16 protein-coding genes are annotated in these 24,374 nt (G+C 63.3%); all 16 read left to right on the top strand.

Annotated elements, in window-relative coordinates; all coding sequences use genetic code 11:
- The first annotated feature begins 141 nt into the window (after positions 1-141).
- On the top strand, positions 142-3,489 hold the full coding sequence (locus KQI17_RS01330) for a PD-(D/E)XK nuclease family protein (protein ID WP_216494414.1): 3,348 nt from the start codon (positions 142-144) through the stop codon (positions 3,487-3,489).
- Positions 3,482-7,051, top strand: coding sequence for a helicase-exonuclease AddAB subunit AddA (gene addA, locus KQI17_RS01325; RefSeq protein WP_216494413.1), 3,570 nt, complete (start codon positions 3,482-3,484; stop codon positions 7,049-7,051). The genes KQI17_RS01330 and addA overlap by 8 nt, the downstream gene beginning before the upstream one ends.
- A 173-nt stretch (positions 7,052-7,224) precedes the next feature.
- Complete coding sequence (gene rplS / locus KQI17_RS01320; protein WP_022019376.1) at positions 7,225-7,566, top strand: 50S ribosomal protein L19; 342 nt, start codon at positions 7,225-7,227, stop codon at positions 7,564-7,566.
- A 131-nt stretch (positions 7,567-7,697) separates the two neighbouring features.
- Positions 7,698-8,327: a signal peptidase I gene (lepB, locus tag KQI17_RS01315; protein WP_216494411.1), complete on the top strand. Its 630-nt coding sequence runs from the start codon at positions 7,698-7,700 to the stop codon at positions 8,325-8,327.
- 13 nt (positions 8,328-8,340) lie between these two features.
- Complete coding sequence (gene ylqF / locus KQI17_RS01310) at positions 8,341-9,207, top strand: ribosome biogenesis GTPase YlqF (protein WP_216494409.1); 867 nt, start codon at positions 8,341-8,343, stop codon at positions 9,205-9,207.
- On the top strand, positions 9,204-9,845 hold the full coding sequence (locus KQI17_RS01305) for a ribonuclease HII (protein WP_216494407.1): 642 nt from the start codon (positions 9,204-9,206) through the stop codon (positions 9,843-9,845). Before ylqF ends, KQI17_RS01305 begins: the two co-directional genes overlap by 4 nt.
- Positions 9,842-10,195, top strand: a complete 354-nt coding sequence (locus tag KQI17_RS01300) for a YraN family protein (protein WP_216494406.1) — start codon at positions 9,842-9,844, stop codon at positions 10,193-10,195. Before KQI17_RS01305 ends, KQI17_RS01300 begins: the two co-directional genes overlap by 4 nt.
- A 21-nt stretch (positions 10,196-10,216) precedes the next feature.
- A complete protein-coding gene (locus tag KQI17_RS01295; RefSeq protein WP_216494405.1) occupies positions 10,217-10,906 on the top strand; it encodes a metallophosphoesterase in 690 nt (229 codons plus the stop codon).
- 99 nt (positions 10,907-11,005) lie between these two features.
- On the top strand, positions 11,006-12,475 hold the full coding sequence (gene tig / locus KQI17_RS01290; RefSeq protein ID WP_216494404.1) for a trigger factor: 1,470 nt from the start codon (positions 11,006-11,008) through the stop codon (positions 12,473-12,475).
- A 157-nt stretch (positions 12,476-12,632) separates the two neighbouring features.
- Positions 12,633-13,214, top strand: a complete 582-nt coding sequence (gene clpP / locus KQI17_RS01285; protein ID WP_022019369.1) for an ATP-dependent Clp endopeptidase proteolytic subunit ClpP — start codon at positions 12,633-12,635, stop codon at positions 13,212-13,214.
- A 33-nt stretch (positions 13,215-13,247) separates the two neighbouring features.
- On the top strand, positions 13,248-14,543 hold the full coding sequence (clpX, locus tag KQI17_RS01280) for an ATP-dependent Clp protease ATP-binding subunit ClpX (protein WP_216494403.1): 1,296 nt from the start codon (positions 13,248-13,250) through the stop codon (positions 14,541-14,543).
- Between the two features lie 14 nt (positions 14,544-14,557).
- The gene (lon, locus tag KQI17_RS01275) at positions 14,558-16,954 is read left to right on the top strand and encodes an endopeptidase La (protein WP_216494402.1); all 2,397 of its coding nucleotides are present in this window, start codon (positions 14,558-14,560) and stop codon (positions 16,952-16,954) included.
- Positions 16,955-16,981: 27 nt separating this feature from the next.
- Positions 16,982-17,575, top strand: a complete 594-nt coding sequence (gene yihA, locus KQI17_RS01270; protein WP_216494400.1) for a ribosome biogenesis GTP-binding protein YihA/YsxC — start codon at positions 16,982-16,984, stop codon at positions 17,573-17,575.
- Between the two features lie 61 nt (positions 17,576-17,636).
- Complete coding sequence (locus KQI17_RS01265) at positions 17,637-18,461, top strand: Cof-type HAD-IIB family hydrolase (protein ID WP_216494398.1); 825 nt, start codon at positions 17,637-17,639, stop codon at positions 18,459-18,461.
- A 196-nt stretch (positions 18,462-18,657) separates the two neighbouring features.
- Entirely contained in the window at positions 18,658-22,926 is a 4,269-nt protein-coding gene (locus KQI17_RS01260) for a 2-hydroxyacyl-CoA dehydratase (RefSeq protein WP_216494396.1), read from the top strand.
- A gap of 143 nt (positions 22,927-23,069) precedes the next feature.
- On the top strand, positions 23,070-24,368 hold the full coding sequence (locus tag KQI17_RS01255; protein WP_253285616.1) for an amidohydrolase: 1,299 nt from the start codon (positions 23,070-23,072) through the stop codon (positions 24,366-24,368).
- Positions 24,369-24,374 lie beyond the last annotated feature (6 nt).

Genomic DNA, 24,374 nt, shown 5'->3' with positions numbered 1-24,374 from the left:
ACTAAAAGATAGCACACATCGGGCACCTTGTCAAGAAAAAATTGACGCCCGTTCAATTCAGGGCACGGCGGAATATCCACGGTTGCCGAACGGCGGGAATGATGGTAAAATAGAAAAAAATGACGAAGGGAGGGCGGTATCATGCTGCGTATCCTGCTGGGCCGCGCCCGCACGGGCAAGTCCGCGCGGGTGCTGGAGGAGATCCGCGCGCTAGGCGATTCCTCACAGCAGATCCTGCTCGTGCCGGAGCACGCTTCGCACGTCGCGGAGGTGGACGTGTGCCGCGCGTGCGGTGTGACCGCGAGCCGTCACGCGGAGGTGCTGACCTTCAAGCTGCTGGCCTCGCGCGTGCTGACGCTCACCGGCGGCGCGGCGGAGGTGACGCTCGACAACGGCGGCAAGCTCCTGCTGCTCCAGCGCGTGCTGGTGTCGCTTGCGCCGAGCCTGCGCGTCTATCGCCGACCCTCACAGCGCGCGGCGTTTCTGGAAAGTCTGCTCGCGCTCATCGAAGAATTGCAGGCCTATGCCGTCGCGCCGGAGGTGCTGGCGGAAAAGGCCGAGGCCATCGCGGGCGAGAGCGGCGAGCGGCTGCGCGATGTGGCACTGCTCTACGGCGCGTATCTTGCCAAGCTCCACGAGGGCGGGCGCGACGCGCGCGACCGGCTGGAGAAGCTGGAGGAAAACCTTGCGGCCTCCGGCTACGCCGACGATAAGGACATTTTTCTCGACGGCTTTTCCTACTTCACGGGCCGCGAGCGGAACATCCTGCGCATTCTGCTCAAGCGGGCAAAAAGCGTCACTGTGACGCTGCTCGGCGATGGCAGCGACAGCGAGCTGTTCGCCGAGGGCCTGCGCGTGCGCGAGCAGCTTTACGCTCTTGCGCGGGACGCGGGCGTTCCCTGCACGGAGGAGGTGCTGCGCGGCGGCGCGCCGCGCGATGCGCTCGGTCATGTGGAGAAGCATTTCTTCGGCGGCAATGTCCGCTGGGACGAGCCGACGGAGCAGCTGCGGCTGTATGAAGCCTCCACCGCTTACGACGAGGCGGAGCGGATCGCTGCGGAAATTCTGCGTCTGGTGCGCTGCGAGGGCTACCGCTTCCGCGATATTACGGTCACCTCGCGCGATATGGATGCCGCGGAGCCGGTGCTGCGCACCGTATTCGCGCGCTGCGTCATCCCGCTCTACTGTGCGCGGCGCAGCGATATTCTGCGCCGCGGCGTGCCCGCGCTGCTGCTCGGCGCGCTTGACGCGGTGAGCGGAGGCTTTGAGTACGAGGATGTGTTCCGCTGCCTCAAGACCGGCCTCGCGGGACTTTCGGCGGAGGAGTGCGACCTGCTGGAAAACTACGTCATCAAGTGGGACATTCGCGGCGCAATGTGGACGCGCGACGTTCCGTGGACGGCGCACCCCGAGGGCTACGGCGTGCCGTGGCGTACAGAGCATGAGGAAATGCTCGCGCGGGTGAACGCCGCGCGGGAAAAGGTACGCGCGCCGCTGAGCCATCTCTATGAGGGCGTGCGCGGTATGGGAGACGTTGAGGGTAAAGTAACAGCGCTTTACAATTATCTGACGGAGATCGCGCTGCCCGAAGAGCTGCAGCGGCAGACGGAGACGCTTTGGCAGCGCGGCGAAACGCAGCGGGCGGAGGAGCTGGCGCAGCTTTGGAACGTTCTGTGCGGCGTGCTCGACCAGTTTGTGGAGATGCTGGGCGGTACCGAGCTGGATGCGGAGGAGTTCGCGCGGCTCATGCGCCTTGTGCTCACGCAGTATTCGGTCGGCACGATCCCGGTCTCGCTTGACCGGGTGAGTCTTGCCGAAATGACGCGCAACGACCGCCACGCCGTGCGCGTGCTGTTTTTGATGGGCGCGAACGACCATGTGCTGCCCGCCGTGGGCGGCAGCGGCGGCATTTTGAAGGACGAGGACCGCGCGGCGCTCGAGGCGCTCGACGTGCGCCTTGCGCCCTACGGTATGGCGCAGTTCCGGCTGGAGCTGCAGAATCTCTACGCCGCGCTCGCCCAGCCGACCGACCGGCTCTACATCTCTTATCCGCGCTTTGATAACGCGGGCGCCGAGCTGCGCCCCAGCTTTGTCGTCGGGCGCGTGCAGACGCTTTGCCCGTCGGTAAAGGTCGAAACGGAGGATGCCGACAAGGCATACCGCCTTACAACGGAGAGCGGTGCGCTCGACTATGCGGGCGAACACGTCGGCGGGGAAGCGTGGCGTTATCTGGAGCGGCGCGGCGGCTGCGCCGAGGCGCTTGCCGCCATGCGCGACGCCTCGCACTATACGCGCGGAAGGCTCTCGCGTGAGGCCGTCCACACGCTCTATGGGCGCAGCATCACGCTCAGCGCCTCGCGCATGGACAAGGCGCGGAGCTGCCATTTCGCCTACTTCATGCAGTACGGTCTGCGCGCGAAGGAGCGCACGGCTGCGGGCTTCGACGCGCCGCAGGTCGGCACCTTTGTCCACGACGTGATGGAGCACACGCTTCGCACGGCGAGCGAGCGCGGCGGCCTCAAGGCGCTGGAGCGTCCGGCGCTGCACGCGCTTGTGCGGCAGGCGATCGGTGCATACATCGAAAAAAATCTCCCCGACCTTGACGAGAAGAATGCGCGCTTCCGCTATCTTTTCCGCCGGCTGTGCGAGTCGGTCTACCGCATCATGGATTCGACGGTGGAGGAGCTTTCCGACTCCGATTTCGAGCCGCTGGCCTTTGAGCTGGGCTTCGGCGCGGACGGACAGCTTCCCGCCGTGACCATCCGCGAGGCGGGGGAGGAGCTGCGCGTGGTCGGCAAGGTCGACCGTGTGGACGGCTGGCTCAAGGACGGTAAGCTGTATCTGCGCGTGGTGGACTACAAGACCGGCGCGAAGCGCTTTGACCTCGCGGAGCTGCGCTACGGGCTCGGCCTGCAAATGCTGCTCTATCTCTTTACGCTGCGGGACGAAGGGGGAAAGCTCTTCGGCGGCTATCCCATCGAGCCGGCGGGCGTCCTCTATCTTCCCGCACGGGAAAAGCTGCTGAATCTGCCGCGCAATGCCTCGGAGGCGGAGATCGAGCGCGCGATGCACAAGGAGCTGCAGCGCAGCGGCATGGTGCTGAACGATCCCGCGGTGCTGCGCGCGATGGAGCACAGCGCGCTGGAAGCGCCGTGCTATCTCCCGGTGCGCGTGAAAAAGAACAAGGACGGCGAGACGGAGATCAGCGGCAGCATCGCCACGAGCGCTCAGCTCGGCAAGTTGGGCTTATACGTTGAGGAGCAGCTGCGCCGCATGGTGCGAGAGCTGGCGAGCGGCAACATCGACGCCGACCCGTGGGCGCGCAGCGAGCAGGACAGCGCCTGCACCTATTGCGAATTCGCGCCCGCCTGCCACTTTGAAAACGGCTGCGGCGGCGACCGCATCGAATACATCCGCGCGACCGGAGCCGAGCAGCTCTGGGAGCACGTTGACCGGACGATCGGGGAAGGGGGAAAACGCGATGGCTGACATCCTGACCGCCGAGCAGCAGGCGGCGGTAGAGAACCGCGGGCGGAGCCTGCTGGTGTCCGCCGCAGCGGGCAGCGGCAAGACGAAGGTGCTCGTCGAGCGGCTTTTTTCCTACGTCGAGAGCGGTGAAGCGAACCTTGACGACTTTCTCATCATCACCTACACCCGCGCCGCGGCGGCGGAGCTGCGCGGCAAGATCGCCAAGGTTCTCGGCGAAAAGCTGCAGGAGGACCCGCTCAACGCGCATCTGCAGCGGCAGCTGCTGCGCGTCTACCGCGCGGACATCAAAACGGTGGACGCCTTCTGCACGGCTCTGCTGCGCGAGAACTGCCACCTGCTGCGCGAGGACGCGCGCGGCCACGCGCTGCGGCCCGATTTCCGCGTGCTCGACGAGAATGAGGCGCAGCTTCTGCGCGAGCGGGTGCTCGCGCGCACGCTGGATGAATTTTACGAGACGATGCGCGAGGGCGACGGCGCGTCGCTCCTGGCCGATACCCTCGGCGCGGGGCGGGACGACCGCGCGCTCGGCGCGCTGGTGCTCGAGCTGCACGGAAAGCTGCAGGCGCAGCCGTACATGGACCGCTGGCTCGCGTCGCAGGAGCAGCTCTGGCACGATCTGCCGCCGCGCGTGGAGGATACGGTCTACGGGACGCTGCTGCTTTCTATGGTGCGGCGCAAGGCGCTCCACTGTGCCGCACTGCTGCGCGGCGCGGCGCAGGAGATGACGTCGGACGCCGCGCTTGCGGATAAGTACGCGCCGCTCTTTCTCGGCGTGGCGGAGCAATTCGCGCTCCTCGCCGCGTCAGCGGAGGAGGACTGGGACGCGGCGGCAAAGCGCCGCGTGGACTTCCCGCGCCTGACGCCGGTGCGCAAATGCGAGGACGAAGCGCTCAAGGCCAAAATGCAGGGCGTGTGGAACGGCTGCAAAAAGACCGCCAAGGGCTTCGACGAGGTGTTTTCCGTCACCTCCGCCGAGGCGATGGAGGACCTGCGCGCGATGGCGCCCGCCATGCTCGCGCTCTTAAAGCTGACGGCGGATTTTTCCCGCGCCTATCAGGAGGAGAAGCGCCGCCGCAACGCGGCGGACTTCTCTGACCAGGAGCATGAGGCCATTGACCTGCTCCTCGGCGCGGACGGACAGCCCACCGACCTTGCGCGAACGGTCTCGCAGCGCTACCGCGAGATCATGGTGGACGAATATCAGGACACGAACGAGGTGCAGAACTGCATCTTCTCCGCCATCTCGCGCGAGGGAAAAAACCTCTTCACCGTCGGCGACGTCAAGCAGAGCATCTACCGCTTCCGCCTTGCCGACCCGCGCATTTTCCTCGACCACTACCTGCGCTACCCGCACGCCGCCGACGCGGCGGAGGGCGAGAGCGCAAAGCTCCTTTTGAGCAAAAACTTCCGCTCGCGCGATACGGTGCTGGACGCGGCGAACTTCGTGTTCCGCAACGTCCTTTCCCGGGAAATGGGCGAGCTGGACTACGGCGAGGACGAGTCCCTGCACGTCGGGGCGAGCTATCCCGAGAACCCCGACTGCTGCACGGAGTTCCATTTTGTGGAGATGTCCGCGCAGGAGAGCGATACGGAAAAGCTCCGCGCGGCCCGGGCCGAGGCGAGCTTCGCCGCGGACTACATACAAAGGCTCATCGCCGGCGGCTTCACGGTGCAGGACGATAAAACGCACGAGCCGCGCACGGTGCGGGAGGAGGACATCGTCATCCTCATGCGCTCGCCCCGCACACGGCTTGCCGACTATCGCCGCGCGCTGGAGAGCCGCGGGCTGCACTGCGCCGCCGAGAGCGACGGCGGGTTCTACGAGACGATGGAGGTCGCCGTGACCTTCGCGCTGCTCGAGATTTTGGATAATCCGCGTCAGGACGTGCCGCTCATCTCTGTGCTGCGCTCGCCGCTTTTCGGCTTCACGCCGGACCGTCTCGCCGAGCTGCGCGCGAAAACGCCGGGCGGCGATTTTTACGATGCACTCGCCGCGGACGGGGGCGAGGACTCTGTGCGGTTCCTCGCGCTGCTGCGCGAGCTGCGCGAGAGCGCGCAGACGCTCACGCTCATCGAGCTGGTCGCGGCGCTCTATGAGCGCTGCCATATCCCGGCGGTGTTCGGCGCGATGCGGGGAGGAGCCGCACGCCGGGAAAATCTTCGTGCGTTCTTCTCGCTGGCGGAGGAATTTGAGCGCGGCGGCGGGCGGGGGATCTTCGCCTTTGTCCGGCATCTGCGCGAGCAGCTGGAATCCGGCGAGCCGCCCGTGCCGCAGACCACGCACGCCGCGCAGGGCGTGCGCATCATGAGCATCCACAAGTCCAAGGGACTGGAATTTCCGGTCGTGATCCTTGCGGACCTCGCGCGGCCGTTCAGCCGCATGGACTTCCAGAGCTCCGTGCTCGTCCACCCGGAATACGGCCTCGGGCCGGTCTGCGTGGACACGAAGCGCTCGATCAAATACCCCACGGCTGCGCGGCTCGCACTCGAGCGTCAGCTGCGCCGCGAGGCAAAGGCCGAGGAGCTGCGCGTGCTGTACGTCGCCATGACGCGCGCGAAGGAGAAGCTCGTCATGGTCTGCGCCCGCGCGGGCGCGGCGAAGCATCTTGCCGACCTCTGCGCCGTGACCTCCTGCCCCGTGCGGCCGGAGACGGTGGAGGAGCAGAAGTGCATGGCGGACTGGATCCTGCTACCGCTTTTGTGCCGTCAGGAGGCCGCGCCGCTGCGTGAGCTGGCGGGCGCGGACGCGGCGGCGGTCATGGGAAGCGATGCGCCGTGGCGCGTGGAGGTCCACAACGGCTATGACTTTGCGCCCGCCGAGCGCGCGGCAGAGGAGCGCGTGGAGGAGACTGCCCCCGAGCTGCCGCTGGACACGGCGGCGCTGGAGTGGCGCTATCCCTACGAACCGGAAACGACGCTCAGCGCCAAGCTGACCGCGACGCAGCTCAAGGGCCGCGCGCTTGACGAGGAGATCGCGGAGAACGCCCCGCTGCCTCCACGCCTGCGGAGCCTCGCGAAGCCGAGATTTCTGGAGGGAGCGGCAGCGCTTACGCCCGCCGAGCAGGGCACCGCGATGCACGCGGCGCTGCAGTTTCTCGATTTCTCGACGCCGGCGGAGGAAGGTGCGGTGCGCGCCGCAGTCAAAAGCATGGAGGAGCGCCGCCTGCTCACGCCCGAGCAGGCGCGGGCGGTCGACGCCGCCGCGCTGACGCGGTTTCTGCAAAGCCCACTGTGCGCGCGCATCCGCGCGGCAGGGGAGCGGGCCAGGCGGGAATACCGCTTCTCGCTGCTTGAGAGCGCCGCGCGCTTTGTGCCGGAGGCGAGCGCCGGAGACGAGATCCTTTTGCAGGGCGTGGTGGACTGCTTCTTTGAGGAGGACGGCGCGCTGGTCGTAGTCGATTTCAAGACCGACCGCCTCGCGCCGGACGCGCTCGCCGAGCGGGCGGAGCATTACCGGCCGCAGCTCGAGGCGTACTCGCTCGCACTCGCGCAGGTGATCGGAAAGCCCGTGAAGGAGAAGATCCTATACTTCCTCCGCCTCGGCGAGCAGATCATACTATAGTTATAAAAACGAAAAAACTTTGCAAAAATGCAAAAAGTGCTTGCATTTCTGTACTTGATGTGATATTCTATTCGAGCTTGAAAAGGGCGGTCCTCTGCCGTGCGCGGGTGAAAGCACCCCGATGCGCCATGGAAAAGCGGTCACGAACGCCTATAAATTAGGAGGAAATATCCATGGATCTCATCAAGGAACTCGAAAGCCAGCAGATGAAAGCTGAGAAGCCCGTTGCCAACGTCGGCGACACCGTCCGCGTCCACGTCAAGATCAAGGAAGGCTCCCGCGAGCGTATCCAGGTCTTCGAGGGCATCGTGATCGCCAAGAAGCACGGCGGCATCGAGGAGACCATCACCGTCCGCCGTCTGGCCTATGGCGTCGGCGTCGAGAAGGTTTTCCCGCTGCACTCTCCCTCGATCGAGAAGATCGAGACCGTGCGCACCGGCTTTGTCCGCCGCGCGAAGCTCTACTATCTGCGTGACCGCGTTGGTAAGGCTGCCAAGATCCGCGAGAAGCTGTAAGAAAAGCAAAATAGAAACGACGTGGGCGACCGCGTCGTTTTTATTTTTGTTGTTTTTTTGCGTGGCGCGTGGTATCATACACCATGAAATATTCTGCGGCCCTGCGCCGCCCGAGCGATGGAGAAACGAGTATGAACGATTTTGATAACGAGATCCTGCCCACCGATCCCGACGAGGGAGAGGAGATCACCGAGCGCGTCGCCGGGCGCGAGACCTACGAATGGGTGCGCTCGCTGGTGGGCGCGGTGCTGGCCATCACGCTGCTCTTTACCTTCGTGGTGCGTCTGATGGGCGTTGACGGCCATTCGATGGTGCCGACGCTGCAGGACGGTGACCGCCTGATCGTGGTCAGCGGCTGGCTGTGCGGCGATTACAAATACGGCGACATTGTCATTGCGTACAAGGAGAGCTTCGATGCCGAGCCCATCGTCAAGCGCGTTATCGCCACCGAGGGGCAGACCGTGGACATCGACTTCACGCTCGGGCGCGTGTTCGTGGACGGCGAACTGCTGCAGGAGGATTATGTCAACGACCTGACCTATCTCGACGAAGGAACGCAGTTCCCGCTGACGCTCGGCGAGGGCGAGCTGTTCCTGATGGGCGACAACCGCAACCGCAGCAGCGACAGCCGCGACGAACGACTCGGCGCGGTGGACGAGCGGCTCATCATCGGCAAGGCGGTGCTGCTGGTATTTCCGGGCAGGGACAGCCTGACCGACAAGCGCGATTTCAGCCGTCTCGGTTCTTTGAAAATGAAGTAAGGGGGAAACGGTCATGCAACTGGAAAGTCTGAGCTGGTTCCCCGGACACATGACAAAAACGCGCCGCATGGTCGCCTCCGAGATCGGCAGCATGGACGCGGTGTGCGAGATCATCGACGCGCGCATCCCTCGCGCGAGCCGCAACCCCGACCTCGACGAGCTGACCGCGGGCAAGCCGCGCATCGTGGTGCTCAACCGCGTCGATCAGGCGGACCCCAAGGCGACGAAGCAGTGGGCGGCATGGTTCCGCGCGCAGGGCTACGCGGTGCTGGAGGTCGACGCCAAGTCCGGCGCGGGTGTGAAGCAGTTTGCGCCCGCCGTGCGCACGCTGCTTGCGGACAAGCTCCGCGCCTACGAGGAAAAGGGGCAGATCGGGCGCGTACTGCGCGTGATGGTGCTCGGCATCCCGAACGTCGGCAAATCGACCTTCATCAACAAGGTCTCCGGCCGAAAGACCGCCAAGGCGGAGGACCGCCCCGGCGTGACGCGCGGCAAGCAGTGGGTGCCGGTAGACAAGACGCTGGAGCTGCTCGATACCCCGGGCATCCTCTGGCCGAAATTCGAGGACCCGAACGTGGGCGTGCGCCTCGGGTTTACCGGCGCCATCCGCGACGACGTGATGGATATGGAGGATCTGGCCTCCCGCCTGATGGCGTACCTCGGTGCGCATTATCCAGACGCGCTGACCGAGCGCTACAAGATCGCCGTCGAGCCGGGAGAGCCGGGCTGGGAGCTGCTGGAGAAGGCAGGCCGCAAGCGCGGCTTCCTCATGTCCGGCGGCGAGGTGAACACCGAGCGCATGGCGCGCATTTTGCTCGACGAATACCGCGCCGGCAAGCTGGGACGCTTTACACTTGAGCTGCCGGAGGAGAACGCATGAGCAAGCATATTTCGCTCGCAAGCTATGAGCTGGAAGCCGCCGCCCGCGCAGAGGGGTATGCCCATGTCTGCGGCGCGGACGAGGCGGGCGCGGGTCCTCTGATGGGGCCGGTGTACGCCGCCGCGGTGATCCTGCCGGAGGGCTGCGTCATCGAGGGGCTGGATGACTCGAAGAAGCTCAGCGAGAAAAAGCGCGAGGCGCTGTTTGACATCATCCGCGAAAGGGCGGTCGCTTACAGCGTCGCGTCCGTGGACGCGCGGGAGATCGACGAGATCGACATTTTGAACGCCCGCATGAAGGCGATGCAGCTTGCCATCGACGGCCTGGGCATCGAGGCGGACTTTGCCCTCATCGACGGCAACCGCGATCATGGGACGAAATACGCTGTCTCCACGCCGCACCGCACGGTCGTCGGCGGCGACAGTGTGAGCATGAGCATCGCCGCGGCGTCGATCTTAGCCAAGGTCAGCCGTGACCGCTTTGTGACCGACGTGCTGGACAAGCAATATCCGCAGTATCAATTTGCAAGGCACAAGGGCTATGGAACCAAGCTGCACTACGCCATGCTCGACGAGTACGGTCCATGTCCCTGTCACCGAAAGACTTTTCTCAAAAAGTGGGAGGCGGGGAGACCATGAGCACGACCAGAGAAGCCGGCGACCGCGGCGAAGCGATGGCCGCGGAGTATCTGCGCGAAAACGGCTATGAGCTCCTTGCCTCGCAGTTCCGCTGCCGCTTCGGCGAGATCGACCTCATCGCCCGGCGGGGCGATATTCTCTGCTTTGTGGAGGTCAAGCTGCGCAGCGACCGGCGCTTCGGCCTGCCGCGCGATTTTGTCACCGCTGCCAAGCAGCGGCGTATCCGCACCACGGCGGCCTTTTACATGACGCGGCACGATCCCGACCTCTTCGCCCGCTTTGACGTGGCGGAGGTCTACGACGACGAAACGCCGCCGCGCATCGAGTACATTGAGAACGCATTTGAGTGATCGGCAGGAAAGGGGGCGGCTATGGCGCTCTATACGATCGGCGATCTGCACCTCTCGCTCGGCGGGAGCAAGCCGATGGATATTTTCGGCGATAAGTGGGCGAACCACGTTGAGCGCCTGCGTGAGTCCTTTTCGCACCTGACGGCGGACGACGTGACGGTGCTTGCGGGCGACCTCTCTTGGGGGATCTCGCTCGAGGAGTCGCTGCCGGACTTTCAGTTCATCGACGCGCTGCCCGGGCGCAAGATCATTCTGAAGGGAAACCATGACTACTGGTGGGGCACCGCCACGAAAATGAAGAAATTTTTCGAGGCGCACGGCATCGAAAGCATTGACATTTTGTTCAACAACTGCTTCTTCTACGGGGACTATGCCCTCTGCGGCACGCGCGGCTGGTTTTATGAGGAGGACGCCGCCGGCACGCACACGGGTAAGATGCTTGCGCGCGAGGCGCTGCGGCTGGAGGCCTCATTCAAGGCGGCGGGGGAGCGGCCCATCCTCTGCTTCCTGCACTATCCGCCGCTCTACCAGGGCTACCGGTGTCCGGAGCTGCTCGAACTCATCGACCGCTATCGCGCCGAGCGCTGCTATTACGGACATCTGCACGGCCCCACGCACCGCCGCGCCTTTGAGGGACGGCGCGGAGAGACCGACTATGCCCTCGTTTCCGCGGATTATCTGGGCTTCGTCCCAAAAAAAATCTGCGATTAAAGGAAAAATGATAAAAAAAGGGTAGATATTTTCCAAAACCTATGGTAAAATACCGCTTTGCAATGAGCATCATTTGCTTAATACGGAGGAAAAAGAAACATGAATGTCAAGTCTGTTGAAAAGCTCGAAAAGAGCCAGGTCGCCGTCACCGTCGAAGTGACTGCCGAGGAGTTTGAAGCCGCCGTTCAGAAGGCGTATCTCAAGATGCGCAATAAGATCAGCGTGCCCGGCTTCCGTCCCGGCAAGGCGCCCCGCAAAATGATCGAAAAGCTCTACGGCGAGGGCGTGTTCTACAGCGACGCTGTGGATGCCGCGCTCCCCGAAGCATATACACAGGCCATCGGCTCCAGCGGCCTCGATGTGGTCGGCTACCCCGAGGTCGAGATCGTGGACGATCAGATCGGCAAGGACGGCTTCACCTTCAAGGCGACCGTCGCGGTCTATCCCGAGGTCGAGCTGGGCCAGTACAAGGGCGTGAGCGCTGTGAAGGAAGAGGTCAAGGTCACGGCGGACGACGTCAAGGAGCGCCTGAACCAGATGGCCGAGCGTGAGGCCCGCCTCGTTTCCGTCGACCGCAAGGTTAAGAAGGGCGATACCGCCGTCATCGACTTCGAGGGCTTTGACAACGGCGTTGCCTTCGAGGGCGGCAAGGGCGAGAACCACGAGCTGGAGATCGGCTCGGGCAGCTTCGTTCCCGGCTTTGAGGATCAGATCATCGGCATGAAGGCCGGTGAGGAGAAGGACATCGACATCACCTTCCCCGAGAACTACACCAAGGATCTCGCCGGCAAGCAGGTCGTGTTCCACGTCAAGGTCAACGAGGTCAAGGAAAAGCAGACCCCGGTGCTCGACGATGAGTTCGCCAAGGACGTTTCCGAGTTTGAGACGCTCAAGGAGCTCAAGGACGACACCAAGGCCAAGATCACGGCCGAGCGTGAGCAGTCCGCCAAGATCGCCTTTGAGAACGCTCTGCTTGAGAAGGTCGCCGGCGACATCAAGGCCGATATCCCCGAGGTCATGATCGAAGAGCAGTGCCGCCGCTTCCTCGACGAGTTCAAGCAGCGTCTGCAGGCGCAGGGCATCCCCTACGACCAGTACTGCAAGATGACCGGCATGGACGAGGCCAAGTTCATGGAGGACGGCCGCGAGCCCGCCGTCCGTCAGGTCAAGATGGACCTTGCCATCGCCGCCATCATCAAGGCGGAGAACCTCGACGTCACCGACGAGGAGATCGAGGAGAAGTACAAGTCCATGGCCGAGCAGTACGGTATGGAGCTTGATATGCTCAAAAAGTATCTCGACGCGCCCACCGTCCGCAATCAGCTCCTGAACGAGAAGGCCATTGCCGTGGTCGTTGACAGCGCCAAGGCGGAGAAACCCGCCAAGGCCGAAAAGACCGAGGGCGAGGAAGAGAAGAAGCCTGCCAAGAAGACCGCGAAGAAGGCCGCTGAGGGCGAAGAGGAAAAGAAGCCCGCCGCCAAGAAGACGACCAAGAAGGCTGCCGAGGGCGAGGAAGAAAAGAAGCCCGCCAGGAAGACTGCGAAGAAGGCCGCCGAGAAGGCTGAATGAGCCGGAAACCGGTTATACTTCAGCAGAAAAAAGTAAACAGGCATAAATAGAGACAGCCAATCAACCACAAATGAGGAGCATTTGTGGTTGATTGCATACATACCGGAAATTTGAACAGGGTATGAACATTTTGAACGGACACCAAGGAGGTAACCCTATGAGCTTAGTCCCTTATGTTGTCGAGCAGACCAGCCGCGGCGAGCGGTCCTATGACATTTTCTCCCGCCTGCTCAACGACCGCATCATTTTCCTCGGCGAGGAGGTCAACGACACCACCGCGAGCCTCGTCGTCGCCCAGCTCCTCTATCTTGAGGCGCAGGACCCCGACAAGGATATCCAGCTTTATATCAACTCGCCCGGCGGCAGCGTGACCGCCGGCATGGCGATCTATGACACCATGCAGTATATCAAGTGCGACGTTTCAACCATCTGCGTCGGCATGGCAGCGAGCATGGGCGCGTTCCTGCTCTCCTGCGGCGCGAAGGGCAAGCGCATCGCGCTGCCTAACGCGGAGGTCATGATCCATCAGCCCTCCGCCGGCACGCAGGGCAAGGTCACCGATATGGAGATCGACGTGGAGCACTTCCTCAAGATCAAGCAGCGCATCAATAAGATCCTTGCCGACAACACCGGCAAGACGCCCGAGCAGATCAAGTCGGACTCCGAGCGCGACAACTGGATGACGGCGGAGGAGGCCAAGGAGTACGGCCTGATCGACAAGGTCATCTACAAGCGGTAATCAATACCTGTAAAGGGAAAGGTCATTACACGAATGAGTGAAGAAAAAAGCAAGAAGCAGCTTCTCCGCTGCTCGTTCTGCGGCAAGTCGGAGAAGGAAACGCACCGCATGATCCAGGGCCCCGCCGGCGTGCGCATCTGCGACGAGTGCGTGCGGCTGTGCATGGAGATCGTGGAGGATGGCTATGAGGCCGAGCAGCACGAGTTCGATACGCCCGATGAGATCCCCACCCCGCACGAGATCCGCGCCGTGCTCGACCAGTATGTGATCGGACAGGACGAGGCCAAGGTCGCGCTGAGCGTGGCGGTCTACAACCACTATAAGCGCATCTTCTTCGGCGGCGGAGACGACGTGGAGCTGCAAAAGAGCAACATCCTGCTGCTCGGTCCCACCGGCAGCGGCAAGACGCTCTTTGCCCAGACGCTCGCCCGCATCCTCAAGGTGCCGTTCGCCATCGCGGACGCGACCACGCTCACCGAGGCGGGATACGTCGGCGACGATGTGGAGAATATCCTCCTGCGTCTTCTGCAGGCGGCGGATTACGACGTGGAGCTCGCCGAGCGCGGCATCATCTACGTTGACGAGATCGACAAGATCGCCCGCAAGAGCGAGAATACCTCCATTACGCGCGACGTCTCCGGCGAGGGCGTGCAGCAGGCGCTGCTGAAGATCGTCGAGGGCACGGTCGCGAACGTTCCGCCGCAGGGCGGACGCAAGCATCCGCACCAGGAGTTCATTCAGATCGACACGCGCAACATTCTCTTTATCTGCGGCGGCGCGTTCGAGGGACTGGACAAGATCATCGAGAGCCGTCTGGACCGCAAGAGCATCGGCTTTGACGCGGTCATCGAGGGCAGAAAAGAGAAGGATCACGCAAAGATCCTGCGCGAGGTGCAGCCGCACGACATCCTCAAGTTCGGCATCATTCCCGAGCTGGTGGGCCGTCTGCCGGTCATCGCCGCGCTCGACGAGCTGCGGCGCGACGATCTGGTGCGCATCCTGACCGAGCCGAAGAACGCCTTGGTCAAGCAGTATCAGAAGCTCCTGAGCTACGACGGCGCGGAGCTCGTGTTCGATCACGACGCGCTTGAGGAGATCGCCGACAAGGCCATCGAGCGCAAGATCGGCGCGCGCGGCCTGCGCGCGGTGATGGAGGGCCTGCTCACCAAGGTGATGTATGACATTCCGTCTGACCGCACGATCGACCGCGTGACCATCACCCGTGACTGCGTGGACGGCAAGGAGCCGCCGCAGCTCGGACACAGAAAAGAAGCATTGCAGGAGGGAAAGCCCGCGGCGGAGCTGCCGCCGGTCGAGCCGGCCTCCTGACGTAAGGAGACCCTATGGAAACCATCACCAAAAACATCCCGGCCCTTGCGCTGCGCGGACTCACGGTCTTTCCCCGCATGACCGCGAGCTTTGACGTGGAGCGCGAGATCTCCGTGCGCGCGCTGGAGCGCGCGATGGAGACGGGGCAGGAGATATTCCTTGTCACGCAGCGCGAGCTGGGCGTTGAGCTGCCGGAGGAAAAGGACCTCTACGAGGTCGGCACCGTCGCGCGCGTCATTCAGATCCTGCGCGCGTCGAACTCCATGATGCGCGTCGTCATGGAGGGCGGCAGCCGTGCGCGGCTGCGCCGCCTGTGGCAGCGCGAGCCGTTTCTGCAGGCGCAGGTCGAGCTGATCGGCGAGGAAAAGTCGCCGCGGCACGGCACGCGCACCGAGGCGATGCTGCGCCAGACCTACGCGCTCTTCGGCGAGTACAGCGAGCTGCTGCCCAAGCAGCCCGAGAGCATCTTCACCACGGTCATGGACGCGACCGACCCGGGCTTTCTCGCTGATTTCATCGCGCAGAACAGCAATCTGCGCTATCAGGATAAGCAGTCTGTGCTTGAGGAGCTGCGCCCGCTGATGCGTCTGCGCCGTGTGAACGAGATCCTCAAGCGCGAGATCAGCGTCATTGCGATGGAGCAGGACATTGAAAGCAAGGTGCGCGAGCGCGTCGGTCAGATCCAAAAGGACATGATCCTGCGCGAGCAGGTCAAGGTGCTGCAGAATGAGCTGGGCGAGGGAGACAGCGACGCGGAGTTCGACGAATACCGCACAAGGATCTGTGCCTGCCGCCTGCCGGAGGAAACGGAGAAAAAGCTCCTCAAGGACGTGGATCGCCTGTCGCGTCAGCCGTTCGGCAGCGCGGAGGCCAGCGTGCTGCGCAACTATCTCGACACCGTGCTCGATATGCCGTGGGGCGTGGAGACAAAGGAGCGCGTGAGCGTGGAAACGGCGCGCCGCCGTCTTGACCGCGACCACTACGGCCTGGAGAAGGTCAAGGAGCGTATTCTGGAGTTCATTGCCGTGCGCAGGCTCAATCCCGACGCCAGAGGGCAGATCATCTGCCTTGTCGGCCCGCCGGGCGTGGGCAAGACGTCCATCGCGCTGAGCATCGCCAAGGCGATGAACCGCAAGGTCGCGCGGCTGTCGCTCGGCGGCGTGCGGGACGAGGCGGACATCCGCGGTCACCGCAAGACCTACATCGGCGCGATGCCCGGCCGCATCATCGAGGCCATCTCCCGCAGCGGCTCGATGAATCCGCTGCTCGTGCTCGACGAGGTGGACAAGCTCGCGAGCGACCAGCGCGGTGATCCCGCGTCGGCGCTGCTCGAGGTGCTCGACAGCGAGCAGAACAGCGCCTTCCGCGACCACTATCTCGAAATCCCGGTCGATCTCAGCCGCGTCATGTTCCTCATGACCGCCAACACGACCGAGACCATTCCCCGCCCGCTGCTTGACCGCATGGAGGTCATCGAGCTTCCCAGCTACACGGACGAGGAGAAGCTACATATCGCCGTGGACTATCTGCTGCCCAAGCAGAAGAAGGCGAACGGCATTGCGCCCGCCGCGCTGCGCGTGGACGAGGGGGCGCTGCGGACGGTCATCGCGCGCTACACGCGCGAGAGCGGTGTACGCAGTCTGGAGCGTGAGCTCGGCCGGCTTTGCCGCAAGGCGGCAATGGCTTTTGCCACCACGGATGTAAAGCGCATTTCCATTACGGCAGAGAATGTGGAAAGCTATCTCGGCACACCGCGCTATACGCGCGACGAGGCGGCAAAGACCGATCTGGTCGGCGTGGTCAACGGTCTTGCGTGGACGCAGGTCGGCGGCGAGATCCTTCCGGTCGAGGTCGGCGTGATGGACGGCAGCGGCAAGCTGGAGCTGACCGGCAACCTCGGCGAGGTCATGCAGGAGAGCTGCAAGGCCGCTATGTCCTGCCTGCGCCAGCGCGCGGCGGAGCTGGGCATTCCGACGGACTTCTATAAGACGAAGGATATTCACATCCACTTCCCCGAGGGGGCGGTCCCCAAGGATGGGCCGAGCGCGGGCATCGCCATCACGACGGCACTGCTCTCGGCGCTGACGGACCGCGCGGTGCGCCACGATGTTGCCATGACCGGCGAGGTCACGCTGCGCGGGCGCGTCATGCCCATCGGCGGGCTGCGGGAGAAGACCATGGGCGCGCTGCGCGCCGGCATCCGCACCGTCATCCTTCCGAAGGAGAATGAAAAGGACCTCGACGAGATCGACCCGAACGTGCGCGCAAAGCTGCGCTTTGTGCCGGTGGAGACGGTGGACGCCGTGTTCGCCGAAGCGCTGGTCTATCCCAAGGCGGCTTCCGCCGCGCGGCTCGACACCGTGCTGCCGGGCGCTGCGGAGGGCGGCAAGCTGCCCGCGCTGCGGGTCTGAAAATCAACAGAAGCGGAGTGACCCCTTATGGCGATCAACTTCAACAAGGCGGAATTTATCCTGAGCGCGACCGTGCCCGCGCAGTTCGTCCATGACGGACTGCCGCAGGTCGCGTTCGCGGGACGCTCGAACGTCGGCAAATCGAGCGTCATCAACCGCGTGGTGAACCGCAAAAATTTTGCCCGCGTCGGCGCGAGTCCCGGCAAAACGACGCAGATCAACTACTTCAAGATCGACGGCAGGCTCTACCTCGTCGATCTGCCCGGCTACGGCTACGCGAAGGTCTCCAAGGCCGAGCGCGACCGCTGGGGCCGCCTGATGGAGAACTACTTCCAGAGCGCGGGGCTTATTGACCTCGGCGTGCTGATCGTCGATGCCCGCCACAAGCCGACAGCGGACGACGTGACGATGCGCGAGTGGTTCCGGGGAAGCGGCTGCCCGATGGTGGTCGTGGCGAACAAGCTCGACAAGCTCAAAAGGAGCGAGATCGAGCCGAACCTCGCGCTCATCCGCGAGACGCTTGACCTCGGGCCGGACGATGTGCTCGTGCCGTTTTCCGCCGAGAAGGGCGAGGGCAAGGACGCGCTTATCACCGCCCTTGCCGGGCATCTCAAACGATAAAAGGAAGGTCTTCCCGCGGAGGCGCAGGGGAGACCTTCTGAATTTGAAGAAAGGGTCATGCATGGAGAGAAAGAATTACCGCATCATTGCGTTGGATATGGACGGAACGCTCCTGACATCGGACAAGACCATTGCCCCGGACACTGTGCGCGATATCCGCGCGGCAAGCGAGCGCGGCATTCATGTGGTGTACTGCACGGGCCGCGCCGTGCCAGAGCTGAAGCTGTATTTTGATATGGTGCCGATGATGCGCTACGCTGTGTGCAGCACGGGCGCGCTTGTCTATGACCGCGTGGAAAAACGCTGCATCGACCGCCGCCCGGTCAGATCGGAACTGGCTGCTGCGTTGGCGGAGACTGCAAAACGGTATCGCGCGATGCCGCATATCCTCACGGACGACGAGACCATTGTTGCCGCAGACGATGTAACGCATATGAAGGACTTTCACGCGGGGATCTATCAGCCTATGTTTGAGAGGATCACACGCAAGGTCGCCGATATGGCCGAGGAGGCACGGCATCTTACATCCATCGGCAAGGTGAACATTTACTTCCGCTCATCGGAGGATTGCCATGCGTGTTATGAGGAGCTCAGGACACTTCCCTTGTCCTTTGCAATGCCGGAGGAGACTACATTGGAGATGACGGCGCAGGGCGTCACGAAGGGCAGCGGCCTGAAGGCACTTGCGGACTATCTGCATATCCCGATGGCGCAGACTGTCGGCATCGGCGACTCCGATAACGACCGCGCGATGCTGCATGACGTGGGCCTGTCCATTGCGATGGGCAATGCACAGGCGGATATCAAAGCGCAGTGCGATCTGATCACAGAGGACAACGACCACAACGGCGTGGGCGAGGCGATCCGCCGTATTTTGGCGTTCTGACGCAGGCGCGCAAAGAGAAAAAACGAGAACGGCATTGCATTCCGCAGGAGCGGCGTGCAATGCCGTTTTTTACAGCTTCTTAACTTTCTGCTCTTATTTCTTAACTTTCACTTTGCTTTTGAGAAAACTATACTGGAATTACCGATCCATACGTTGCATTCGCACAGACAATTTTCCGGCAGAAAGAGGTCCTTTCATGAATACATATCGCGCAGGCATCGACATTGGCTCCACCACCGTGAAGCTCGTCCTTCTGGACGAGGAGGGAAAGTTGCTCTTCGGCGAGTACCGGCGGCATTGCGCGCACACGCAGGAGGCGCTTTCGGCGCTTCTACGCGAGGCACGCGAGCAGGTGGGGGACTGTGCCCTGCGGGCGAAAATCACCGGCTCGGGCGCCATCAATCTCGCCAAGGCGCTCGGTATCCCATTCGTGCAGGAGGTCGTGGCTGTCGCGGACGCGCTGCGGCGCGAGGCTCCGCAGACCGATGTGGCCATCGAGCTCGGCGGCGAGGACGCGAAGATCATCTACTTCGGTACGACGCTTGAGGAGCGCATGAACGGCGTCTGCGCCGGCGGCACCGGCTCGTTCATCGACCAGATGGCGGCGCTTTTGCAGACCGACGCCGCGGGCCTTGACCGCGAGGCGGAGAAGTATCAGCAGATCTATCCCATCGCCGCGCGCTGCGGTGTGTTTGCCAAGACGGACATCCAGCCCCTCATCAACGAGGGGGCGACCAAGGCGGACCTTGCCGCCTCCATCTTTCAGGCAGTCGTCAACCAGACCATCTCGGGCCTTGCCTGCGGCAAGCCGATTCGCGGCCACATCGCGTTCCTCGGCGGACCGCTGCACTTCCTGCCGCAGCTCAAGGCGGCGTTCATTCGCACGCTGAAGCTCACGGACGAGACCGCCATCGACCCGCCGAACTCGCACCTTTTCGCCGCGATGGGTGCGGCGCTCGACGAAACGGCGTGTGAGGCGCTGCCCATTGCCTCGCTCATTGACCGGCTCACGAGCGGCGTGGAGATGGCCTTCGAGCTCCACCGCCTGCCGGCGCTGTTTGCCTCGCAGGGGGACTATGACGCTTTCTGCGCGCGCCACGCGCGGGCGGTGGTGGAGAAGGGAGACCTGGCGAGCTATACGGGCGGCTGCTTCCTCGGCGTGGACGCCGGCTCGACCACGACAAAGCTCGCGCTCATCGGCGAACGCGGCGAGCTGCTGTGGTCGTACTACGCGAACAATCAGGGCAGCCCCATCGAGACGGCGAAGCGCGCCGTCTCCGCGCTCGCGCGCGAGTTGCCGGAGGGTGCGCACATCCTGCGCGAGTGCTCGACCGGCTACGGCGAGGCGCTGCTGAAGGCAGCCTTCTCGCTCGACGAGGGCGAGGTCGAGACCATCGCTCACTGCACCGCCGCGGCCTTCTTCGATCCGCAGGTGGACTGTGTGCTGGACATTGGCGGGCAGGACATGAAATGCATCAAGCTGCACAACGGTAGCGTGGACAATGTGCTGCTCAACGAGGCGTGCTCGTCCGGCTGCGGCTCGTTCATCGAGAACTTTGCAGCCTCGCTCGGCTATAGCGCCGAGGGCTTTGCCAAGGAAGCGCTGTTCGCGCCGCACCCGGTCGATCTCGGCACGCGCTGCACGGTGTTCATGAACTCCAACGTCAAGCAGGCGCAGAAGGAGGGCGCGGGCGTGCCGGATATTTCGGCGGGTCTTGCCTATTCCGTCATCAAAAACGCGCTCTATAAGGTCATCAAGCTCGCCGACCCGAGCGAGCTTGGCGCGCACGTTGTCGTGCAGGGCGGCACCTTCTACAACAAGGCTGTGCTGCGCGCGTTTGAGAGGATCTCCGGCGCGGAGGCAGTCTGTCCCGATATTTCGGGACTCATGGGGGCGTTCGGCGCGGCGCTGATCGCCCGCAGCCACTACCATGGGAAGGAGACCGCGATGCTTCCGCTCACGGAGATCGAAACGCTGGAGTACAAGACGCAGACGCTGCGCTGCGGCGGATGCTCCAACCGCTGTATGCTGACGGTCACGCGCTTCCCCGGCGGGCGACGCTACACCACCGGCAACCGCTGCGAGAAGGGCGCGGGCAATACGGACGCGCACGAAAAGGGCGCGGACCTTTTCGCCTACAAGCGCGAGCGGCTGTTCCGCTATCCGCCGCTTGCGGCCGAGGCTGCGCCGCGCGGTGAGCTCGGCATCCCGCGTGTGCTGAATATGTACGAGAATTACCCCTTCTGGGCGACCTTCTTTAAGGCGCTCGGCTTCCGCGTGCTCCTCTCGCCGCTGAGTGACCGCAGGCTCTACGAGCGCGGCATGGAGTCCATTCCGTCCGAGTCCGAGTGCTATCCCGCGAAGCTCGCCCACGGCCATGTGCAATGGCTCATCGACGAGGGTGTGCATACCATCTTCCATCCCTGCGTGTTCTTCGAGCATCAGGAAACGCCGGACGCGCAGAATCATTTCAACTGCCCCATCGTGGTGTCCTACCCCGAGAATCTGAAGAACAACGTGGAGGCGGCCGCCGACGGCGAGGTGGAGTATCTCAAGCCCTTCCTTGCCTTCACGAGCGAGAAGACGGTCGCCGACCGCATGGCGCGCTTCTGCCGCGAGCAGTGTGGAATACCGGAGAAGGAAACGCGGCAGGCGGTTTCCCTTGCCTGGGCCGAGCAGCAAAGGGCCAAGGAGGATATTCGCGCCGAGGGCGCGCGGGTGCTCAAAAAAATGCGGCAGGAGGGACGCTGCGGCGTCGTTCTCGCGGGGCGGCCCTACCATCTTGATCCTGAGATCAACCACGGCATCCCTGAGCTGATCGCCTCCTACGGCCTTGACGTGCTGACCGAGGACAGCCTGCCCATCGACTTCACCCCCGAGCGCCCGCTGCGTGCGAACGACCAGTGGGTATACCACTCCCGCCTCTACACGGCGGCGGAATTCGTGCGCCGGTGCGACGATCTCGAGCTGATTCAGCTCAACTCGTTCGGCTGCGGTCTTGACGCGGTGACCACCGACCAGGTCTCCGAAATTCTCGAGGGCAGCAACAAGCTCTACACTGTTCTCAAGATCGACGAGGTCAACAACCTCGGCGCGGTGCGTATCCGCATCCGCAGCCTGCTCGCCGCCATGAGCATCCGGCGCGAGAAGGGCATTTACGCGCACCCGCAGAGCGCGGCCTACCACCGCGCGGCCTTCACGAAGAAAATGCGCGACGAGAAGTGGACGCTGCTCGCGCCCCAGATGAGCCCCATTCACTTTGATGTTCTCGAGCCGGTGTTCGCCAAGCACGGCTACAACGTGGTGCTGCTCAAGAACGACGACCGAAAGGCCATCGACATGGGGCTCAAGTACGTCAACAACGACGCCTGCTTCCCGTCCATCACGGTGGTCGGCCAGCTCATGGAGGCGGTGACCTCGGGCCGCTACGACACCGATCACCTTGCCCTCATGATGACGCAGACGGGCGGCTGCTGCCGCGCGAGCAACTACGTCGGCTTCATCCGCCGCGCGCTGGAAAAGGCGGGCTACGGCCACATTCCGGTCGTCTCCGTCAATCTCAACGGCATGGAGAAGAACGAGGGCTTCACGCTCTCCAAGGGCCTCATCATGGATGCGGTCCACGCGCTGGTCTACGGCGACCTCTTCATGCGCTGCCTCTATCATGTGCGCCCCTATGAGCTGGAAAAGGGCAGCGCCGAGGCGATCCATCAGGAGTGGAAGGAGATCTGCGTCGATTCGCTCGTGAACCCCAAAACGAAGTGGCGCTATGCCGACGTCTGCCGCGGCATCGTGGCGGACTTTGACGCGCTGCCCATCGACGAGACGCTGCACAAGCCGCGCGTCGGCATCGTGGGCGAGATCCTGGTGAAGTATATGCCGCTCGCGAACAACCATCTGGTCGAGCTGCTGGAGGCCGAGGGGGCCGAGGCCGTCGTGCCTGACCTGCTGGACTTCTTCAACTACAGCATTTACGGGCGCGACTTCCGCCATAAGAACCTCGGCACCTCGTGGAAGGATTCCGTGGTCGCCAAGGCCGGCGTGGAGATGCTCCGCCGTCTCCGTGCGCCCGCGCTCGAGGCGCTGGAGAAAAGCCGCCGCTTTGAGGCCCCCATGCCCATTGAGGATGTTGCCAAGCTCGCCGAGCCGTTCCTCGCCATCGGCAATCAGTACGGCGAGGGCTGGTTCCTCACCGGCGAAATGGCGGAGCTGCTCACCTCCGGCACGCCGAACATCGTCTGCATCCAGCCGTTCGCGTGCATGCCGAACCATGTGGTCGGCAAGGGCGTCATCAAGGCGCTGCGCAAGTCGTACCCGTGGGCGAACATCGTTGCCGTGGACTACGACCCCGGCGCGAGCGAGGTCAATCAGCTCAACCGCATCAAGCTGATGCTTTCCTCCGCACGCCGCGCGATGCAGGGCGGCGCAGCGCAGGACGCGGAAGCGCTGCCGATAGCCCGCTGAGTACCGGATGCAGCAGAAAAAATGACCGCTCTCCAACGGGAGAACGGTCATTTTTCACGCGGTGTACGAACCATGCGCCGTATTTCTTGCAATTCCCGTGTATGCGTGGTAGAATCAATGCACTAATCGAAACGGAGACTATTATGAGCATTCTTTTTGAAAACTGCGATCTTCTGCTGCGCGGGGAAGACGGCGTGTACTCGACGCTGCACGGCTTCCTCGGGGTGCGCGGCGATACCATCGACTACATCGGCACGGAAAAACCGACGGGGGAGTATGAGGAGCACAAAAGCATGGAGCATAAGCTGCTCATGCCTGGCCTCATCAACTGCCACAATCACTCGCCCATGGTGCTGCTGCGCGGCGTGGGCAGCGGCCTGCCCCTGCAGGAGTGGCTGTTCGACAAGGTCTTTCCCATCGAGGACCGGTTGGTGCCCGAGGACATCGCGGCGGGCAGCCGTCTTGCCATCCTCGAGATGCTGGCGAGCGGCACGACGAGCTTTTCGGATATGTATTTTTTCCCCGCCGAGACGGTCGCCGCCGTCGCGGAAGCGGGCATGAAGGCAAACATCAGCCGCTGCGTGCAGTGCTTTGATGAAAACCAGACCGTGGAGCAGAACACGCAGATCCCACAGTCGGTGGAGCTGTTTGAAAAGTACCACAACGCCGAAAATGGGCGCATCCGCATCGACTTTTCCATTCATGCGGAGTATACCTGCAAGCCGCACATCGTCCGCGCCTACAGCGAGCTCTGCAAGGCACACGGCGGGCGGATGCACATTCATCTTTCCGAAACGCAGCGTGAGGTGAATGAGTGCATCGCGCGCTATGGCAAGTCCCCTGTCGCGTGGTTCGAGGAGCTGGGGACGCTGGACAGTCCCACCGCCGCGGCGCATTGCGTCGCCGTGAGCGACGAGGATATTGCCATTCTGAAGCGCCACGGCGTGAATGTTATCCATAATCCCACGAGCAACCTCAAGCTCGGCAGCGGCTTCGCGCCGGTGCGGAAGCTGATGGATGCGGGCGTCAACCTCGCCCTCGGCACGGACGGCGCGGCGAGCAACAACAACCTGGATATGTTCGAGGAAATGCACCTGGCCGATATCATGCCCTGCGGATATCGCCACGACCCGACGGAGGTCAGCTCCGCCGAGGTGCTGGACATGGCAACGGTCAACGGTGCAAGACTACAGGGGCGCAGCGATACCGGCGTGTTGGCGGTGGGGAAGAAGGCGGATATTATTGCGCTCGATCTGGACAAGCCCCACCTCTATCCGAACTTTGATACCCCCGCGCTGCTGACCTGCGCGGCCCACTCATCCGACGTGGTGCTGACGATGGTGGATGGAAAAATTCTGTACGAAAACGGCGAATACAAGACGCTCGACCGCGAGAAGGTATTTTACGAGGCCCGCGCGGCGGTCAAGCGGCTTTATGCGTAAGGAGGA

The organism is Oscillibacter sp. MSJ-31 (assembly GCF_018918025.1).
Classification (GTDB): domain Bacteria; phylum Bacillota; class Clostridia; order Oscillospirales; family Oscillospiraceae; genus Hominicoprocola.
The sequence above is the reverse complement of the archived record's forward strand: the minus strand, read 5'-3'. Positions and strand labels throughout refer to the sequence as shown.

Excerpts from the sequence above, each read along its gene's own strand:
- KQI17_RS01255 (WP_253285616.1), top strand. The coding sequence starts at position 23,070 with ATGAGCATTCTTTTTGAAAACTGCGATCTTCTGCTGCGCGGGGAAGAC.
- lon (WP_216494402.1), top strand. The coding sequence starts at position 14,558 with ATGGAAACCATCACCAAAAACATCCCGGCCCTTGCGCTGCGCGGACTC.
- clpP (WP_022019369.1), top strand. The coding sequence starts at position 12,633 with ATGAGCTTAGTCCCTTATGTTGTCGAGCAGACCAGCCGCGGCGAGCGG.
- tig (WP_216494404.1), top strand. The coding sequence starts at position 11,006 with ATGAATGTCAAGTCTGTTGAAAAGCTCGAAAAGAGCCAGGTCGCCGTC.
- KQI17_RS01295 (WP_216494405.1), top strand. The coding sequence starts at position 10,217 with ATGGCGCTCTATACGATCGGCGATCTGCACCTCTCGCTCGGCGGGAGC.
- lepB (WP_216494411.1), top strand. The coding sequence starts at position 7,698 with ATGAACGATTTTGATAACGAGATCCTGCCCACCGATCCCGACGAGGGA.
- clpX (WP_216494403.1), top strand. The coding sequence starts at position 13,248 with ATGAGTGAAGAAAAAAGCAAGAAGCAGCTTCTCCGCTGCTCGTTCTGC.
- addA (WP_216494413.1), top strand. The coding sequence starts at position 3,482 with ATGGCTGACATCCTGACCGCCGAGCAGCAGGCGGCGGTAGAGAACCGC.
- KQI17_RS01305 (WP_216494407.1), top strand. The coding sequence starts at position 9,204 with ATGAGCAAGCATATTTCGCTCGCAAGCTATGAGCTGGAAGCCGCCGCC.
- KQI17_RS01265 (WP_216494398.1), top strand. The coding sequence starts at position 17,637 with ATGGAGAGAAAGAATTACCGCATCATTGCGTTGGATATGGACGGAACG.
- yihA (WP_216494400.1), top strand. The coding sequence starts at position 16,982 with ATGGCGATCAACTTCAACAAGGCGGAATTTATCCTGAGCGCGACCGTG.
- KQI17_RS01260 (WP_216494396.1), top strand. The coding sequence starts at position 18,658 with ATGAATACATATCGCGCAGGCATCGACATTGGCTCCACCACCGTGAAG.
- KQI17_RS01300 (WP_216494406.1), top strand. The coding sequence starts at position 9,842 with ATGAGCACGACCAGAGAAGCCGGCGACCGCGGCGAAGCGATGGCCGCG.
- KQI17_RS01330 (WP_216494414.1), top strand. The coding sequence starts at position 142 with ATGCTGCGTATCCTGCTGGGCCGCGCCCGCACGGGCAAGTCCGCGCGG.
- ylqF (WP_216494409.1), top strand. The coding sequence starts at position 8,341 with ATGCAACTGGAAAGTCTGAGCTGGTTCCCCGGACACATGACAAAAACG.
- rplS (WP_022019376.1), top strand. The coding sequence starts at position 7,225 with ATGGATCTCATCAAGGAACTCGAAAGCCAGCAGATGAAAGCTGAGAAG.